The organism is Myxococcus guangdongensis (assembly GCF_024198255.1).
GTDB classification, from domain to species: Bacteria; Myxococcota; Myxococcia; order Myxococcales; family Myxococcaceae; genus Myxococcus; species Myxococcus guangdongensis.
Genome location: NZ_JAJVKW010000002.1, coordinates 559,293 through 574,396 on the forward strand (window position 1 = coordinate 559,293; position 15,104 = coordinate 574,396).

Consider the following 15,104-nt stretch of genomic DNA (forward strand, 5'->3'; position numbering starts at 1 on the left):
CCTCAGGCCCCCGGCGCCACCGGCCGCGCGCGCGTGGATGCACCGTCCGCATCCACCCACGGCTGCAGCGCCTTTCGCACCCGCGAGCGCATCGGCGTCTCCACGTAGCGGTGCACCAGCACGGACGCGGGCAGCGCCAGCAGCAGCACCGAGCCCAGCCAGCCCCACGGCGTGTTGAGGTCCACCCACGGCGACAGCACGCGCTCGAGCTTCATCGCCGCCTCGCCCGCGGGGTACTGCAGCAGGTACAGCGCGTAGCTCGCCGAGCCCAGGTGCACCACCCACGGGCGTGACAGCACCCGGCCCAACAAGCCCCCACCCCGCGCCAGTCCGTACACCAGCAGCCCCGACGCGGGCGCCAGCAGCGCGTTGTGCATCAGCACGTACGGAATCCGCGCGCCCGCCGCGCCCGCCGCCACCAGCAGCGCCGCGCCCAGCGCCGCCAGCACCGCGCCCGAGCCCTTCGCCGCACCCGACTGGCGCTCGCGCACGAAGCACCAGCCCAGCAGCACGCCGAAGAGGAACTCCGGCAGGCGCGAGAGCGGCGCGAACTTGAGCACCGCCAGCCACGTGCCCCACGAATGCGCGTCCACGGTGTCCAGCCCATCGGGCCGCAGCGCGAGGTAGAGCACCGGCGGCACCAGCCCCAGCACCCACGTCGCGGCCAGCGCCACCGGCAACAGCGAGGGCCTCAGCCGCGACAGCCCGCGCGCGAGCCGGGGGAACAGCGCGTAGAAGAACGCCTCCACCGCCACGGACCAGCCCGGCGGGTTCCAGTACAGCGCGAGCAGCGGCACCCACGCCTGCACCAGCGCCAGCGTCGCCACCGCCGCCACCACGAGCTTCACGGCGGCCACGTGCCACGCGTTGCTCGCGAACGAGGCGAGCATGGTGGGCGGCGCGGACAACAGGAAGGTCAGCAGATAGACGGGATAGACGCGGGCCACGCGGGCGGCGAGGAAGGCGCGCGTGCCCGTCTCCATGCGCCCGTCCGCGTCCAGGTAGTTCCAGGCGAGCACGAAGCCGGACAGGACGAAGAACACGCCCACGGCCGAGAAGCCCGCGCCCACCAGGTCCTGCAGCCACTCGGGCGCCGGCGCCAGGGCCGGACGCGCGAAGTGGAACAGCACGACGTGCAGGGCCGCGAAGAAGCGCAGCCCCGTCAGTGCATCGAGTGAACCGCCCCGGCTCACCGCCGGCCGATGCCGAAGTACGTGAAGCCCAGCTCGCGCATGCGCACGGGGTCGAACACGTTGCGGCCGTCGAAGATGACCGGCGACTTCATCAGCGACTTCATGCGCTCGAAGTCCGGGTGGCGGAACTCGTTCCACTCCGTGACGACAAAGAGCGCGTCCACGCCCTCCAGCGCCTCGTAGGGCACGCTGGCATAGCGGATGCGGTCACCGAAGACGCGCTTGGCCGTGTGCGTGGCCACCGGGTCGTGCGCCACCACCGTGGCGCCCTTGCCGATGAGGCCCTCGATGACCTCGATGGACGGAGCCTCGCGCATGTCGTCCGTCTTCGGCTTGAAGGCCAGACCCCACACGCCGAACTTCTTGCCCTCCAGCGAGCCGAAGTGCTTGGTCGCCTTGTTCACCAGGAGCTTCTTCTGCCGCTCGTTGGTGCGCTCCACGGCGCGCAGCAGGTCCAGCTCCAGGCCGAACTCGCGCGCGGTGGCGCCCAGCGCCTTCACGTCCTTGGGGAAGCACGAGCCGCCGTAGCCCACGCCCGGGAACAGGAACGGGTAGCCGATGCGCTTGTCGGAGCCCAGGCCCTTGCGCACGAAGTCCACGTCCGCGCCCACCTTCTCACAGAGCGCGGAGATGTCGTTCATGAAGGAGATGCGCGTGGCGAGCATCGCGTTGGCGGCGTACTTGGTCAGCTCCGCCGAGCGCGTGTCCATGAAGAGCACCGGGTTCTCGGTGCGCACGAAGGGCGCGTACAGCTCGCCCATCACCTTGCGGCCGCGCTCGGAGTCCACGCCGATGACGACGCGGTCCGGCTTGAGGAAGTCGTCCAGCGCGGCGCCCTCCTTGAGGAACTCCGGGTTGGAGACGACGTCGAACTCCACGCTCGTCACCTTGCGGATGGCCTCGCGCACCTTGTCCGCGGTGCCCACCGGCACGGTGCTCTTGTCCACCACCACCGTGTACTGCTTCATCGCCTTGCCGATCTGCTCGGCGGCGGCCAGCACGTACTGGAGGTCGGCGTCGCCGCTCTCACCCTCGGGCGTGCCCACCGCGATGAACACCACGTGCGCGTTGGAGACGGCCTCCGGCAGGTCGCGCGTGAAGAACAGGCGCTTCTCGCGCACGTTCTTCTTGATGAGCTCCTCGAGCCCGGGCTCGTAGATGGGCACCTCGCCCGCCTGGAGCATCCGGATCTTCCGCTCGTCGATGTCCACGCACGTGACGTCGTTGCCCGAGTCCGCGAAGCAGGTGCCCGCGACGAGGCCGACGTAGCCCGTTCCGATGATGGCAATACGCATTGAAGGAGTCCCAGTGGGGAGGTGTCTTGACCAGAACTCATACGCCGGGACGCGCTCGGAAAGGAAGCCCGTCCCAGGGCCAGTTCAGCAACCGGGCGGGCTCACTGCCCGGTGAGCAGGCGACGCACTCTTTCCAAGCCCCTGAGAGCCGAGGTCCGGCCGGGGGTGCTGACTGGACCCACCACCGTGCGGTCCAGGAGCTCACGGGTGGCGCGGCGCAGGGGCGGCAGCGCGGCGGTGGCGTCGGCCGCGGCCTCCGGGAAGAGGCGGGCGATGATGGACAGCGACGTGTACAGGGCGCGCTCCAGGCGCCAGTCGGCGGCCCGGGCGAGCAGCGCGGGCACGTCCAACGGCCGCGAGTAGACCCCGCCCATCCACTTCGCGCCCGTGACGAGTTCGCGAAGGTCGATGAAGGACAGCCAGGGTACGTCGTACCCCTGACGCGCGTGCTCCAGGCAGACCAGGAGGACCGAATCCTCCAGGTCGGCCCGGTACATGGACGGGCCGTAGACCTTCATCGGTTTGGCGCGCTCGATGATGCCGGCGGCCTGCTCGCGGCGCTGGGGCCCCAGGATGTCGGAGTAGAGGTGGATGGCGGTGCGGCCGTCGGTGACGACCTTGGTGGCCCCGCTGTGGGAGGTGTCGGCCTCCGGCTTGAACTCGTGGTTGGAGAGGAAGCCGGCGAAGCCGTCCACGTCCATGCGGCGCATGAGCAGCTGAAGCTCGAGCACGGGGCGGAAGCCGATGTGCGGATAGAGCGCCTCGGCGAAGGCGGCCGAGCCCATGAGGACCAGCTTGCGCCCCTCCAGCTCGTCGACGACCTGCTTGAAGTTGACGAGCTTCATCACGTTGTCGTTGACGGAGCCCTGGTAGACGGAGAGCAGCCTGTCGCGAGCCCACTCGGGCGCGGCGGTGGCGCCCAGGCGGTACTCCAGGTTGTAGGCCGCCAGCGGCGCCAGGCCCTGGGCGATGGCCCAGTCCACGTACTCCTCCCAGGGCGCGCCCTTGAGGGCACCTCGCGGTGGGTCGAACGAGGCGAGGACGCGGAAGGTGTCGAGCAGGCTGAGCGGCATGGTGGCCCCCTTTAACGGGCCCACCGCATGCCCTGCAATCACTGCCTGCGCCCGTCGGGACGAGGCCCTGGTGGACAGCGGACATCCCGCCCGCCCCCCAGGGCGAGCCCCCACCCGCTCACCTGTCGGGCGGGCCGCGCAGCAGGGTGTCCAGGCGCCGCAGCGCATAGCGGACCATCGCCACGGGCTCGGGCGACAGGAGCAGCTTCGCCGCCATCCAGCGCGGCCGGCTGTGCACCAGCTCGGTCGCCACCAGCCGCGGCTCGGAGAAGAACCGCCGCCCCAGGCGCCTGCGCCACCCCGCGGGCGCAAGCGCGGCGAGGACGTCCTCCGGCACCGGCGCCCCCAACAGCCGCCTCGCCACCTCCCAGCCGTGGAAGACGAGCTGGGGCAGCCCCGTGTCCCGAGCCCCCTCGATGACGCGGTCCCAGTCCAGCCCCCGCGCCGCCAGGAGCTTCAGGTCGAACAGCCACGCCAGGCGCTGCAGCAGGTGGTGGCTGGCGTGGAGGGCCAGGTAGACAGCCTCGTCCTCGGGGCGGAGCCACCGCACCCGCTGGCCATCCACCGTCCCCTCCACCGCGCGCGCCAGCAGCGCGTCGCCCTCGAGCGCCCTGCCCCAGCCCGCGAGCGCGCGGAAGTGCAGCTCCACCAGCCCCGCCTTGCCCTCCAGCTCCAGGTGGTGCGAGTCCACGTCCGCGTGGCGCCCATCGCGCGACGGGCGCACCGTCAGCCCCAGGCTGGAGAGCTGGTGCACCGCCGTCGCCACCTCGGCGCGGGACACGAGCAGGTCCACGTCGCGCGTGGCGCGCTGGAGCGGGTCCGGGTACAGCCTCAGCGCCAGGCCGTAGCCCTTGAGGGACACCGGCGTGATTCCCTCGCGGGACAGCGCCTCCAGGCTCTTGAGTAACAGCGCCTTGACCTGCAGCGAGCGGGCCGCGCCAGCGAGGGACTCCCGACGCAGCAGCGCGCTCGACTCCGAGGGGAGCTGCCACCCCGCCTGTCCCACCGCGTGGGCCACGAGCCCGGCCAGCCCATGACGGACGGCGCTGCGCACGAAGGTGTCCGCGTCGGTGCCCAAGGGCGCGCGAACCTCGGGGGGCTCGGGCCAGGCGCGCAGCAGCCCGACGAGGGGGCTCGGGCCTGGGCGGGGCGTCATCGGCGCAGCGCGATGACGCGCCCGGGTTCGGCGTCCGCGACGGCCAGGAACTTCACGGCGCGCTCCGCGATGGCGTCCGCCACCAGCTCCAGCGCCAGCTCCTCGTCCCGGTCGATGGCGTCGCGGCCGTCGCGCCAGACGAGCAGCAGCGAGCCGAGCACCTGGTCCTCATCCTTCACCTCGAGCCTCCGCTCGAAGGGCAGGGACAGCCCCGCGGCGCGCTCGGTCTCGAAGACGATGCCCTCCACGAGCTCGTCGTGGGCCTGCTGGAAGCGCAGCTCCTGGCGCGACACGCCCAGCACGTCCGCCAGCGGGCGCACGGCGCTCCAGACCTCCTGCGGCGAGCGGGTCTCACGCACCGAGCCGATGACCTGCTTCACCACCGAGCGCAGCCGGAGGTTTCGCTGACGAAGCTGCTGCATGTCCCCGGCGCGTCCCAGGTCCAGGTAGCCCAGCTTGCGCATCATCACCGCGATGACCACGCCCATGCCGCACAGCAAGAGGGCGCTCTGCGCGCTGTTGGCGAAGTTCAGGCCCAGCGCGGTGAGCATGAACAGGCCACACAGGGCATACAGCACCAGCACGGTGGAGCGGTGGCTGAGCACCATGCGGCTCATCACGCGGTGGTGGATGTGCTCCTTGTCCGCGCTGAACAGGGGCCGGCCCAACAGCGAGCGGCGAATCACCGCGAGCAGCGTGTCCATGATGGGCAGGCCCAGCGCCATGATGGGCACGAGCATGGCCACCGCGGTGCCGCTCTTGGTGCTCGTCTTGATGGAGACGGCCGCGAGCACGAAGCCCAGGAACATGCTGCCCGTGTCCCCCATGAAGATGGAGGCCGGGTTGAAGTTGAAGACGAGGAACCCGAGGATGGCCCCCGCGAGCGCCGCCATCAGCAGGCACAGCAGCACGTCGCCTCGCGACAGCGCGAGGATGAAGTTGGTGCTCACGCCGAAGAACGCCACGCCGCCCGCGAGCCCATCTAGCCCGTCGATGAGGTTGAGCGCGTTGACTACGCCCACCATCCACAGCACGGTGAAGGGCAGGCTCAGCGCGCCCAAGCTCAGCTCGGGGCCGAAGGGATTGGCGATGACCTCGATGCGGAAGCCCAGCGCATACAGGCCGAGCGCCACCGCGAACTGCACGCTGAACTTCAGCCGCGCGTTCGCGCCGCGCAAATCGTCGTAGAGCCCGAGCGCGGCGATGACGCCACCGCCGACGAACAAGCCCATCACCAGTTCCGTGTGGGAGCGGAAGTTGTGCCCGACGCCCGAGTCCACCAGGAACAGCGCGCACAGGGGCGCGAAGAAGCCCGCGACGATGCCGATTCCCCCGAGCCGGGGAATGGGCCGCACGTGGACCTTGCGACTGGAATTGGCCTGGTCGAGCCACCCCCACGCCAGCGCCTGATTGCGCACGACGTACGTGAGCCCCAGGGCGACCATCAGCGAAACGAGGAAGGCAACGAAGAAGGTGATCATCGAGATGGGCCGCCTTCGTCATGCTGACGGTGAGCGTCACGGCGCGTCAATGAATGTCGTTGTGCGACACCGCGATGTCGCCTGAGTCGTCCCTCGCCGAGCAACCATGCGGGCTGTGACGTGTCATTGTTGACCTCGAACGGAACCGATTCCTCGTCGGAGGAGAATGCGAGAGGCCGGCCCTGCTGTCAGGCCCTTCGTCGTCCGCTGTTGACGCCCTCGCGTCGGGGGACACAATGCGCCAGCCATCCACATGCCTCCCAGGACATCCCTTCGTCGAGAAGCCCACGGACCGCCGCCGTCGGGAGCACCCCGTTGAGTGGCGAGCTCGCGTCCCCGCGGCGCATGGATGGGCTGGATGTGCTGCGGGCCTTCGCCATCCTCGGCGTGCTGGTGTTCCATGCGCCCGCGGCGGTGCATGACGCCGTGCCGTACGCGGTGCGCTTCGCGTTCGCGCACGGGTGGATGGGCGTGGACCTGTTCTTCGTGCTCTCGGGTTACCTCGTGGGTCGGCAGGTCTTCGCCACGGAGGAAGGGCCCACGTTGGGCGCGCAGCTGCGCACCTTCTGGCTGAAGCGCTGGATGCGCACGCTGCCGCTGTACTTCGTGGTGCTCGCGCTCTACGCGCTCAAGCCGTGGACGGTGGGCACGCCGTTCGTTGGAGGCGGCTGGCACTACGCGCTGTTCCTCCAGAACTTCGGGCACCCGCGCGACTTCGTGCAGAGCTGGTCCCTGTGCGTGGAGGAGCACTTCTACCTGGTGCTGCCGCTGCTCGCGTTCGCCCTGGGGGGGCGTCGCTGGCCCGCGTGGGCGTGGCTGGGCTCGGTGGCGTTGAGCGTCTCGGCGCGCTGGCTCTTCTCGCGCGGCCTGCCGGCGGACGTCACCCTGTCGAGCCTGGACACGCTCGCGCCGTGGTCCACCGAGATGCACCTGGACGGGCTGGGCATCGGCGTGTTCCTGGCGAAGACCGCGCCCACGTGGCGGAGCTGGTCGCCGCGCGGACGGATGCTGTGTGGGCTCGCGGGCGTGGGCGTGCTGGCGGCTACGGTGGGGCACCACGGCGCCATCGTGACGACGACGAACCACCTCTGGCTCTTCGCCGGGCTGGCGGTGGGCTTCGGCGGGGTGCTCGTGGGCATCGAGTCGCTCCAGCTCCCTCGCGCCCCGCGCTGGGCCGTGTACCAGGTCGCGCTGTTGTCCTATGGCGCGTATCTCTGGCACGGGCTCGTGCTGCGAGGGGTGGAGCGACTGGACCTCCGCCTGGGCGCGTGGGGGCTGGACCTCCTGGCGTACCTCGCGCTGACGTTGGGCGTTTCGTGGGTGACCTACGTCGCGGTGGAGAAACCCTGCCTCAAGCTGAGGGACTGGATGCTCTCGCGAGGCGCGGTGCCCCAGGGAGTTCCGGCGCCATGAGTCAACCCGGCGTCACGCTGGTCATCCCCACCTACAACGGCGCTCGCCGAGTGGAAGCCCCTCTGCGAGCACTGCTCGAGCAGACCGCGACGAGCGACTGCTTCGACGTGGTCGTGGTGGACAACAACTCGAAGGACGACACGGCGCGCGTGGTGAAGGAGAGCGCGGCTGTCGCGGGGCTGCGCCGTCGTGGCGTGGAGGTCCGCGTCGTGCACGAGGCGCGGCAGGGGCTGCTCTTCGCGCGACTGTGCGGAATCCTGAGCGCGCAGCGGGACATCATCTGCTTCCTGGATGATGACAACGTCCCGGAGCCGAACTTCATCGTCGATGGACTGGCGCACTTCGCGGATGCCAGTGTCGGCGTGGTGGTCTCACGGCTGTACCCTCGCTACGAGACACCGCCTCCGCCCAGCATCTCCCGGAGGGAGCACCTGCTCGCCATCAATCACCGGCTGGGGGATGCGGTCATCGACTTCGGAGCGGGGGCCACAATCGCCCCCACGATTGGGGCCGGGCTGTGGCTGCGCCGCACGGCCTTCCTGGGTGCGGTTCCCTGGCAGACACCCGAGCAACTCATGCCGGATAGGCTGGGCAACCGACTCCTGAGCGGAGGAGACATCGAGCTGGGGTTCCTGGTCGGCAAGGCAGGACACCGGCGCATCTACGCTCCCGCGTTGAAGGTGTGGCACCTCATCCCGCCCTCCCGGTTCGAGACGCGGTACTTCCTGCGGCTCATCGTCGGCGTGGTGCGCAGCGAGAAGACCCTGGAGGCGCGCTATCTCGGGCGACGCATGGGTGCGCTGTCCCGGCTGAAGAACTGGGCACGACTGGTGGGAGCGGGGCTCGCGAGCCCCGTGCTGGCGCTCCGGGGAGACCCCGTGCGCGAGGTGTTGTTCGTGCTCGCGAGCCGCTGGGCACAAGCGCTGGGCCCCTATCCCCACCTGCATCAGTCACGTTGAACGAGCCCTCACCATGGCGTCCCCACCACGTCGCACCTTGGGTGAGTGTCTGGAAGGCCGGGGGAACAACCTGGACTTCCTCCGCTTCGCGGCGGCCACGGGCGTCATCGTCAGCCATGCATTCCCGTTGGGCGAGGGCCTCGCGAACTCCACCGAGCCCCTGATGGACTTCACGCGTGGGCAGCTCTCGCTCGGGCTGGTCTGCGTGGCGGTGTTCCTGGTCATCAGCGGCGTGCTCATCACCCGGAGCTGGGAGCGCAGACCCGACGCCCGAGGCTTCCTCCTGGCGCGCACGTTGCGAATCTTCCCCGGGCTCGCGGTGTCGCTGCTGCTGACCGCCTTCGTGCTCGGCGCCGTGTTCACCACGTTCCCGCTGGCGGAGTACTTCTCGTCGCGGGACACGTACACGTTCATCCTTCGCAACCTCACCCTGGTCGAGCCGCAATGGACGTTGCCCGGGGTGTTCGAGGGGAACGTGTACCCGGCAGCCGTCAACGGCTCGCTGTGGACGCTGAAGTACGAGGTGGGCTTCTACCTGCTCGTGCTGGGCCTGGGCGTCACGGGATTGTTGCGCAAGGAGCTAGCGCTGGTCGGGTGGTGTGTCACGGCGGGGGTGTCGCTGCTGCACATCGGGCGGCTGGGCTTCTGGCCGAACCTGGGGCTCGCCTTCGGAGGCGGGCTGGTGATCTACCTCTGGCGCGAGCGCGTGAGGATGAGTCCGTGGATTGCCGCGGGCTGTGTGCTCGTGCTCGTGGCCACGTCGCTGCTGGGCAAGGGCCTGTCCATCGCCATGGGCTCTTGTGGCGCGTACCTGGTGGTCTACCTCGCGTTCCTTCCGAGCCGACTCGCGAGCTTCGGGCGCTACGGTGACTTCTCGTACGGGCTCTACATCTACGCTTTTCCCATGCAGCAAGTCGTCGCGGCACTGATGGGCGGCAACAACCCGTGGTGGTGGAACGCGGCCCTGGCGTTCCTCCCCACGCTCGTGCTCGCCGTCCTGTCCTGGCGGCTCGTCGAAGCGAAGGCGCGGTTCATCGGCGGCAGACAGCCCCACCCCGCGCCCACGTTCTCGTAAACAGGGAACCGCGAGAAGCCGTCTCCTCGTCGTGGGACTGCCTGCGCGAACGCAGGGGTATCCACACTGGCGCCAGCACCGCCTGAGTGATTAGGAATGGCGCTCGAGAATCGGAGGGGTCCGCGTCCCAGAGAGCCATGATCAATCCCCGCGCGAAAGATGGCTCGCCCAGGAGCCCTCCCCACGAGCCGTGTGTCCCCATCCAGAGCGCTCCGGGTGCCGAGGGTCGACTTCGCGAGGTCTGGTGCGAGCAGAGGCTCGACGACCGAGGCGCGTCGATGAGCGCACCTGGCGTCACGGTGGTCATCCCCACGTTCAACGGAGCCCGGCGCGTGGAGGCGCCGTTGCATGCCCTGGTCGCGCAGCAGGCGCCGAGCGGAGGCTTCGAAGTGGTGGTGGTGGACAACAACTCGTCGGACGGCACGGCGCGCGTGGTGGAAGAGAGCGCGTCCGTCGCGGAGCTGCGTCGCCGAGGCGTGGACGTGCGCGTGGTCCTCGAGTCACGCCAAGGGTTGCTCTTCGCGCGCCTGTGCGGAATCCATAGCGCGCGGCGAGAGATCATCTGCTTCCTGGATGACGACAACCTCCCCGAGCCGAACTTCATCGCCGACGGGCTGGCGCACTTCGAGGACGCGGGCGTCGGCATGGTGGTGTCACGCATCTATCCTCGGTACGAGACGCCACCACCGCCGAGCATCTCGCGGCGCGAGCACCTGCTGGCCATCAACCACCGGATGGGGGATGCGCTCATTGATTTCGGTGCAGAGGCGACGCTCGCGCCGACGATTGGCGCGGGATTGTGGATGCGACGCTCGGCCGTTCTCGATGCGGTCCCCTGGCGAACGCCCGAGCGGCTCATGCCGGGCCGGCTGGGGAAGCGGATGGTGAGTGGGGAGGACATCGAGCTGGGATATCTGCTCGGCAAGGCGGGCCACCGGCGCATCTACGGGCCCACGCTGAAGGTGTGGCATGTCATCCCAAGCACCCGCTTCGAGACGCGCTACTTCATCCGCCTCATCATGGGCGTGGTGCGCAGCGAGAGGACGCTCGAGGCGCGCTACCTGGGGCGCCGCATGGGAGCGCTCTCCCGGCTGAGGAAGTGCGTGAGCCTGGTCGGGGCGGGACTCGCGAGTCCCGCGCTGGCGCTCCGGGGGGACTCGGTTCGAGAGGTGTTGTTCGTGCTGGCGAGCCGCTGGGCACAGGTGCAGGGCCCGTATGCGCAGTTGCACGAGTCGCGCTGATTGACGCTCCTGCCCATCACCATGGGCGCGTATCGGGTCGTCTATCTCGCGAGCATGGGATGCCTCCCCGTGGCCTTACGCCCCCAGCACCGTCTCAATCCATCCAGAAATCAGCCGTCTTGGCGAAGACCCGACCATCCGATCCAAAGCGGATGGTCCGGATCCGGTAGTTGTTCTTCGAGGCACTTCTCGAGAACGACCAGCCGACTCCGCTTCCCGTGGATAGCTCCTTGATGTCCATGGGTTCGCCTAACAGGGCTCGAACCTCTTCTTCAGACATACTTGGAGAAACAGCTCGAAAACCCCTGTCCGAATACTTCGGTGAGTAGACCGTATCCTCGCCCATCCCCCAGGCAAGAAGGGACCCACTGATTCCATCCAGCAGCACCCGATTCGACAACACCACACCGCAGGCGACAACACTCGACAACACAACCAGACAGCCGCCAATCCGGCGCATCCCCACTAGAGGTCACCCTGCAACCATCGTCCGAACAGCATCACGCCCAGGGTGAAAACAATCGAAATGACCCCACAGCCCCAAAACCAAGGCATCGAGTAGATCTGGAAGCGCGGACGACGAACCGGGCCCGTCACGAAAACCAGATACTCCATCCAGTCGCTGCGTTTCCGCGGCCAATGCCCCGTGATGGAGACGGCGGCCAGGACACGCATTCCCACGAGCCCCGTCAGCCCGATTGCAATCCCGCTCGAGAACGCAAGGAAGATCATCAAGGTTCTGGCATCCATTTCCCCTCACGCGTCTGCGGAATCGACCCTCACGGCCAACCGTACGTCCGCTTGCCGTAGAGCATCACCGCGATGATGAACGCGCTCCCGAAGAACCACGCGAAGCTCAGCCACTGGATGCGGCGAGACTTCACGCCCCCGAGCAGGAGCATGCACTCCCCCCACTCCCGCCGTCCCTCGGGCAATCACCCCATGACGGCCGCCCCGGATAACAAGCGCCCTCCCAGAAGTCCCACCAGACCAAGCAGAGCCCTGCCTGAAAAAGCGACCGTCGAGAAGATGTCCTTGCTGTACACGGTCCCCTCACGTCGCGCATTCACGCGGCCTGTCCACGCGACGTGATCCTGCCCACCAAGGCGGAGCCGTGTCCACATCGGCGGCGCTCTCGTCTGGCCCGTGTCGCTCGACTCAAAATCGAGTGGGCACACACTACGTCACGTCAGGCTCGACCAGCAGCGCCGCGCCAATCGCGCCCGACAGCTCACCCAACTCCGCGACCAGCACCGGGGGCTGTCGCTCCGTCATGAAGACATGCGGGCTCATGGCCTCATGAATCCGCCCGGCGTACTCGACGCCCAGACGTGAGCCCAACCCGCCGCCCAGGATGACGGCCTCCACATCCAGCAGGTTGATGGCTGACGCGAGTCCGACGCCCAGCATGTGCACCGCCCGCTCGATGAGCTTCGTGGCCAGCACGTCCTCCTCCTCCAGCGCCTTCTTCCAGATGCTGCTCGTCAGCCGCGTGCGCCGCTTCTTGCGCATCAACTCGAACAGCTGCGTCTTCTCGCCCTTCTCCTCAGCCTTGCGCGCCTCGCGCTCCATGTTTCCGCGCCCCGCGTAGGCCTCCATGCAGCCTCGCCGGCCACAGCCACATCGCGCCCCGCCGGGCTTCACCACCATGTGGCCAATCTCTCCGGCCGCCCCACGGCCTCGCCAGGGCACGCCATCCAACACCAGCCCTCCACCCACCCCGGTGCCCCACCACACCCCCAGCACCGAGCGATAGGGACGCCCCGCCCCCAGCCGATACTCCGCTGCCACCGCCACCTGGACATCGTTGCCCAGCACCACGGGACCACGGGTCAGCTCGGACAGGCTCCCCGCCAGCGGGAACGGAGCCGTCCATCCACGCCCCACGTTGCTCACCCGCGCCAGCGTCCCCGCGTTCGCGTCCACCGCCCCAGGCGCCCCCACGCCGACGCCTCCCAGCCGTGTCAGCCGCAGCCCCGCCGTCCGCACCGCCTCCTCCAGCGCGCCGTACATCTCGCGCACCACGTCGGCCGGCTCGCCCTGCGTGGGCGTCGGATGCCTCGCGTGCCCTATCGGCTTGCCGTGCCCATCGATGACCACGGCTTCGATCTTCGTCCCGCCCAGGTCGATGCCTCCCCACACCTTCCCGCGTCGCGGGGCTCGCGACCTGCGAGACGTCACCGTCCTCTTCGAGCGGACCCGTTCCATGTCCAGCCTCCGCGCAAGGGCCACACAAACGTCCCTCGGAAGATGCGCAGACCTCGCTCCGCTCGGCAGCCCGGATGGCCGCCTGCTGTGGAAACACTCGAGACGGGCAAGGCCCTGGCCGCTCGGCCGGGCTCAACGACGCCGGACGAGGTGCTTCAGCCGCCTCAACGCCACCTTGGGCAAAAACCCCAACAGATAGCGCCACCGGGGCACCTCCCGATGGAACGGCAACCCTCGCCAATACAAATCCATCGCGAGGTCCATCCGGTGGTGGTCCACCATCACGTGTGACACGTGCCGCGTGGCGTACAGCAACATCTCCAGTCGCTCGCGCCTGCGCTCAGGGCCTCCGGGATAGCGACCCAGCCGCTCCTGCATCAACTGGTACGCCATGCCCTGATGGGCCGACTCCAGCATCGTCGACTCGGAGCCGTGGTGCTGGCGATAACCCACCATCACCGGCGAGCGCACCCACGCGAAGCCCCGCTCCGTCCCCAACCGGAACAGCAGGTCGTAGTCCTCCGCGACGATGCGCAGCGGCGTGAAGCCCTCCACCCTCCGCAGCGCCTCCGTCCGCACCGCCAGCACACAGGCCGTGCGCGGCGTCCGGTCCAAGGCGCTCGCGAGATAGTCCGCGAACGGTGACGCGCGCACGGGCTCACGGCCCACCCGCGCCAGCTCCGACTCGTCTCGGAAGGTCACCGACGTGCCCATCACCACCGTCGGCTTTCCTTGCTCCTCGATCACCTTTCGGTACGAGGACAGCGTCCACGGGAACCACAGGTCATCACTGTCCAGGAACACCACGTACTCGCCCCGGGCCGCCTCGATGCCCCGGTTGCGCGCGACCCCGGGCCCCGCGTTGGACTGCTGAAGCACCCTCACCTGCTCGCCCAGCCGCGCCAGGACCTCCAGCGTGTCGTCCGTGGAGCCGTCGTCCACGACGAGCACCTCGAAGTTCCGCTCCTCCTGCGCGAACACCGAGACCAGCGTCCGCTCCAACAGCCGCGCCCGGTTGTACGTGGGGATGACGACAGAGAAGAAGGGCATGTCGTCAGACCCGCGTCCGCAGCCCCATCTCGGAGATGCGCAGGAACGTGGCGAGCTGCCGCCGATACTCCGTCAACTCCATGCGCCCTCGCAGCAACGTCTGCGTCAGCACCAGCGAGTTGTACGGCAGCGTCCCCACCAGGATGGCGCGCAGCATCCACTCGCGCATCCGACCATGGTGCTTGCGGAAGTACGCCACCCGCGTGCGCCACAGCTCCACGCGCACCTTGTCCGGCCCCGTGGCCGAGGGACGGAACGAGCGGCTGGTCAGGTGGGTAATCACCGCCTCCGGACAGAAGGCCACCTCCCAGCCCGCCTTCCACGCCCGGACACACCAGTCCGTGTCCTCCGTGTTCCCCAGGGGCGACATCGCCTCGTCGAGCAGCCCCACCTCCGCCAACGTCTCCTCGCGCACCACGATGCACGCGCCGAGCACCCAGTTCACCCGGGCCTCCTCGTGCCCGTACTGCGCCGGGTCGATGTCCTTGCGCTTCAGGAAGTGCAACGGACGCGGCAGGAACACCAAATCGAACAGCTGCCCCGACAACGACATCGGCCGGAAGGTGCAGTTCTGGATGGTGCCATCCGCGTTCAACAGCCGCGCGCCCGCCATCCCCACCCGCGGGTTCTCATCCATGAACCGCACGAGCGAGTCGAACGCCCCCTCGTGCACGATGGTGTCGTCATTGAAGATGCAGAAGTAGCGGCCCGACGCCTGCCGCAGCACCTGGTTGTGATTGGCGGAGAAGCCCTTGCGCGCGGTGTTGAAGAGCCAGCGCACCTGCGGGAAGTCGCGCCGCATCGCCTCCACGCCCCGGCCGTCCGTGGCGTTGTCCACCACCCACACCTCGAAGGTGCAATCGCGCGTCGTCGCGTACAGCGTCCGCAGGCAGTCGTGCAGCAGCTCCGGGTTGCTGTGATTGACGATGGAGATGATCAAGTCGGGCTTCGACATCGAAT

The 15,104-nt window shown here is 68.8% G+C and carries 15 protein-coding genes; 4 read left to right on the forward strand and 11 right to left on the reverse strand.

Translation table 11 applies throughout. The annotated features are described in order from the left end of the window. Positions 1–2: 2 nt before the first annotated feature. The 5 genes from LXT21_RS07160 to LXT21_RS07180 all read right to left on the reverse strand — a co-directional run bounded on the left by LXT21_RS07160 (position 3) and on the right by LXT21_RS07180 (position 6,198). Positions 3–1,193: an acyltransferase family protein gene (locus LXT21_RS07160; protein WP_254037329.1), complete on the reverse strand. Its 1,191-nt coding sequence runs from the start codon at positions 1,191–1,193 to the stop codon at positions 3–5. Continuing rightward, positions 1,190–2,488: a UDP-glucose dehydrogenase family protein gene (locus LXT21_RS07165; protein ID WP_254037330.1), complete on the reverse strand. Its 1,299-nt coding sequence runs from the start codon at positions 2,486–2,488 to the stop codon at positions 1,190–1,192. The genes LXT21_RS07160 and LXT21_RS07165 overlap by 4 nt, the downstream gene beginning before the upstream one ends. Positions 2,489–2,589: 101 nt before the next feature. Beyond that, positions 2,590–3,561: a nucleotidyltransferase family protein gene (locus LXT21_RS07170; protein WP_254037331.1), complete on the reverse strand. Its 972-nt coding sequence runs from the start codon at positions 3,559–3,561 to the stop codon at positions 2,590–2,592. 118 nt (positions 3,562–3,679) lie between these two features. Next, entirely contained in the window at positions 3,680–4,717 is a 1,038-nt protein-coding gene (locus LXT21_RS07175) for a nucleotidyltransferase domain-containing protein (RefSeq protein ID WP_254037332.1), read from the reverse strand. Beyond that, positions 4,714–6,198, reverse strand: coding sequence for an MraY family glycosyltransferase (locus LXT21_RS07180; RefSeq protein WP_254037333.1), 1,485 nt, complete (start codon positions 6,196–6,198; stop codon positions 4,714–4,716). The genes LXT21_RS07175 and LXT21_RS07180 overlap by 4 nt, the downstream gene beginning before the upstream one ends. Positions 6,199–6,513: 315 nt before the next feature. Between LXT21_RS07180 and LXT21_RS07185 the strand changes: the two genes are divergently transcribed. From LXT21_RS07185 to LXT21_RS07200, 4 genes are all read left to right on the forward strand, one after another. Next, positions 6,514–7,611 carry an acyltransferase family protein gene (locus LXT21_RS07185; protein ID WP_254037334.1) on the forward strand — a complete coding sequence of 366 codons (1,098 nt, stop codon included), beginning with the start codon at positions 6,514–6,516 and terminating at the stop codon, positions 7,609–7,611. Further along, entirely contained in the window at positions 7,608–8,570 is a 963-nt protein-coding gene (locus LXT21_RS07190; RefSeq protein WP_254037335.1) for a glycosyltransferase, read from the forward strand. Before LXT21_RS07185 ends, LXT21_RS07190 begins: the two co-directional genes overlap by 4 nt. A 13-nt stretch (positions 8,571–8,583) precedes the next feature. Then, on the forward strand, positions 8,584–9,645 hold the full coding sequence (locus tag LXT21_RS07195; protein WP_254037336.1) for an acyltransferase family protein: 1,062 nt from the start codon (positions 8,584–8,586) through the stop codon (positions 9,643–9,645). Positions 9,646–9,923: 278 nt separating this feature from the next. Next, a complete protein-coding gene (locus tag LXT21_RS07200; protein WP_254037337.1) occupies positions 9,924–10,886 on the forward strand; it encodes a glycosyltransferase in 963 nt (320 codons plus the stop codon). Positions 10,887–10,980: 94 nt separating this feature from the next. Here LXT21_RS07200 and LXT21_RS07205 read toward each other — a convergent pair whose 3' ends face one another. The 6 genes from LXT21_RS07205 to LXT21_RS07225 form a co-directional block, all read right to left on the reverse strand. After that, a complete protein-coding gene (locus LXT21_RS07205) occupies positions 10,981–11,346 on the reverse strand; it encodes a hypothetical protein (protein WP_254037338.1) in 366 nt (121 codons plus the stop codon). A gap of 5 nt (positions 11,347–11,351) precedes the next feature. Further along, positions 11,352–11,621, reverse strand: coding sequence for a hypothetical protein (locus tag LXT21_RS07210; RefSeq protein WP_254037339.1), 270 nt, complete (start codon positions 11,619–11,621; stop codon positions 11,352–11,354). Between the two features lie 44 nt (positions 11,622–11,665). Next, a complete protein-coding gene (locus LXT21_RS44765; protein ID WP_256571362.1) occupies positions 11,666–11,788 on the reverse strand; it encodes a hypothetical protein in 123 nt (40 codons plus the stop codon). Between the two features lie 277 nt (positions 11,789–12,065). Next, positions 12,066–13,094 carry an ROK family protein gene (locus tag LXT21_RS07215; RefSeq protein WP_254037340.1) on the reverse strand — a complete coding sequence of 343 codons (1,029 nt, stop codon included), beginning with the start codon at positions 13,092–13,094 and terminating at the stop codon, positions 12,066–12,068. A 132-nt stretch (positions 13,095–13,226) separates the two neighbouring features. Further along, positions 13,227–14,144 carry a glycosyltransferase family 2 protein gene (locus tag LXT21_RS07220; protein ID WP_254037341.1) on the reverse strand — a complete coding sequence of 306 codons (918 nt, stop codon included), beginning with the start codon at positions 14,142–14,144 and terminating at the stop codon, positions 13,227–13,229. Between the two features lie 4 nt (positions 14,145–14,148). Then, positions 14,149–15,099: a glycosyltransferase family 2 protein gene (locus LXT21_RS07225; RefSeq protein WP_254037342.1), complete on the reverse strand. Its 951-nt coding sequence runs from the start codon at positions 15,097–15,099 to the stop codon at positions 14,149–14,151. Positions 15,100–15,104: the final 5 nt, after the last annotated feature.

What these genes read in the sequence shown, in the direction of transcription:
- LXT21_RS07190 (WP_254037335.1), top strand. Translation starts at nt 7,608, where the DNA reads ATGAGTCAACCCGGCGTCACGCTGGTCATCCCCACCTACAACGGCGCT.
- LXT21_RS07170 (WP_254037331.1), bottom strand. Translation starts at nt 3,561, where the DNA reads ATGCCGCTCAGCCTGCTCGACACCTTCCGCGTCCTCGCCTCGTTCGAC.
- LXT21_RS07215 (WP_254037340.1), bottom strand. Translation starts at nt 13,094, where the DNA reads ATGGAACGGGTCCGCTCGAAGAGGACGGTGACGTCTCGCAGGTCGCGA.
- LXT21_RS07220 (WP_254037341.1), bottom strand. Translation starts at nt 14,144, where the DNA reads ATGCCCTTCTTCTCTGTCGTCATCCCCACGTACAACCGGGCGCGGCTG.
- LXT21_RS07165 (WP_254037330.1), bottom strand. Translation starts at nt 2,488, where the DNA reads ATGCGTATTGCCATCATCGGAACGGGCTACGTCGGCCTCGTCGCGGGC.
- LXT21_RS07205 (WP_254037338.1), bottom strand. Translation starts at nt 11,346, where the DNA reads ATGCGCCGGATTGGCGGCTGTCTGGTTGTGTTGTCGAGTGTTGTCGCC.
- LXT21_RS07195 (WP_254037336.1), top strand. Translation starts at nt 8,584, where the DNA reads ATGGCGTCCCCACCACGTCGCACCTTGGGTGAGTGTCTGGAAGGCCGG.
- LXT21_RS07200 (WP_254037337.1), top strand. Translation starts at nt 9,924, where the DNA reads ATGAGCGCACCTGGCGTCACGGTGGTCATCCCCACGTTCAACGGAGCC.
- LXT21_RS07225 (WP_254037342.1), bottom strand. Translation starts at nt 15,099, where the DNA reads ATGTCGAAGCCCGACTTGATCATCTCCATCGTCAATCACAGCAACCCG.
- LXT21_RS44765 (WP_256571362.1), bottom strand. Translation starts at nt 11,788, where the DNA reads ATGCTCCTGCTCGGGGGCGTGAAGTCTCGCCGCATCCAGTGGCTGAGC.
- LXT21_RS07180 (WP_254037333.1), bottom strand. Translation starts at nt 6,198, where the DNA reads ATGATCACCTTCTTCGTTGCCTTCCTCGTTTCGCTGATGGTCGCCCTG.
- LXT21_RS07175 (WP_254037332.1), bottom strand. Translation starts at nt 4,717, where the DNA reads ATGACGCCCCGCCCAGGCCCGAGCCCCCTCGTCGGGCTGCTGCGCGCC.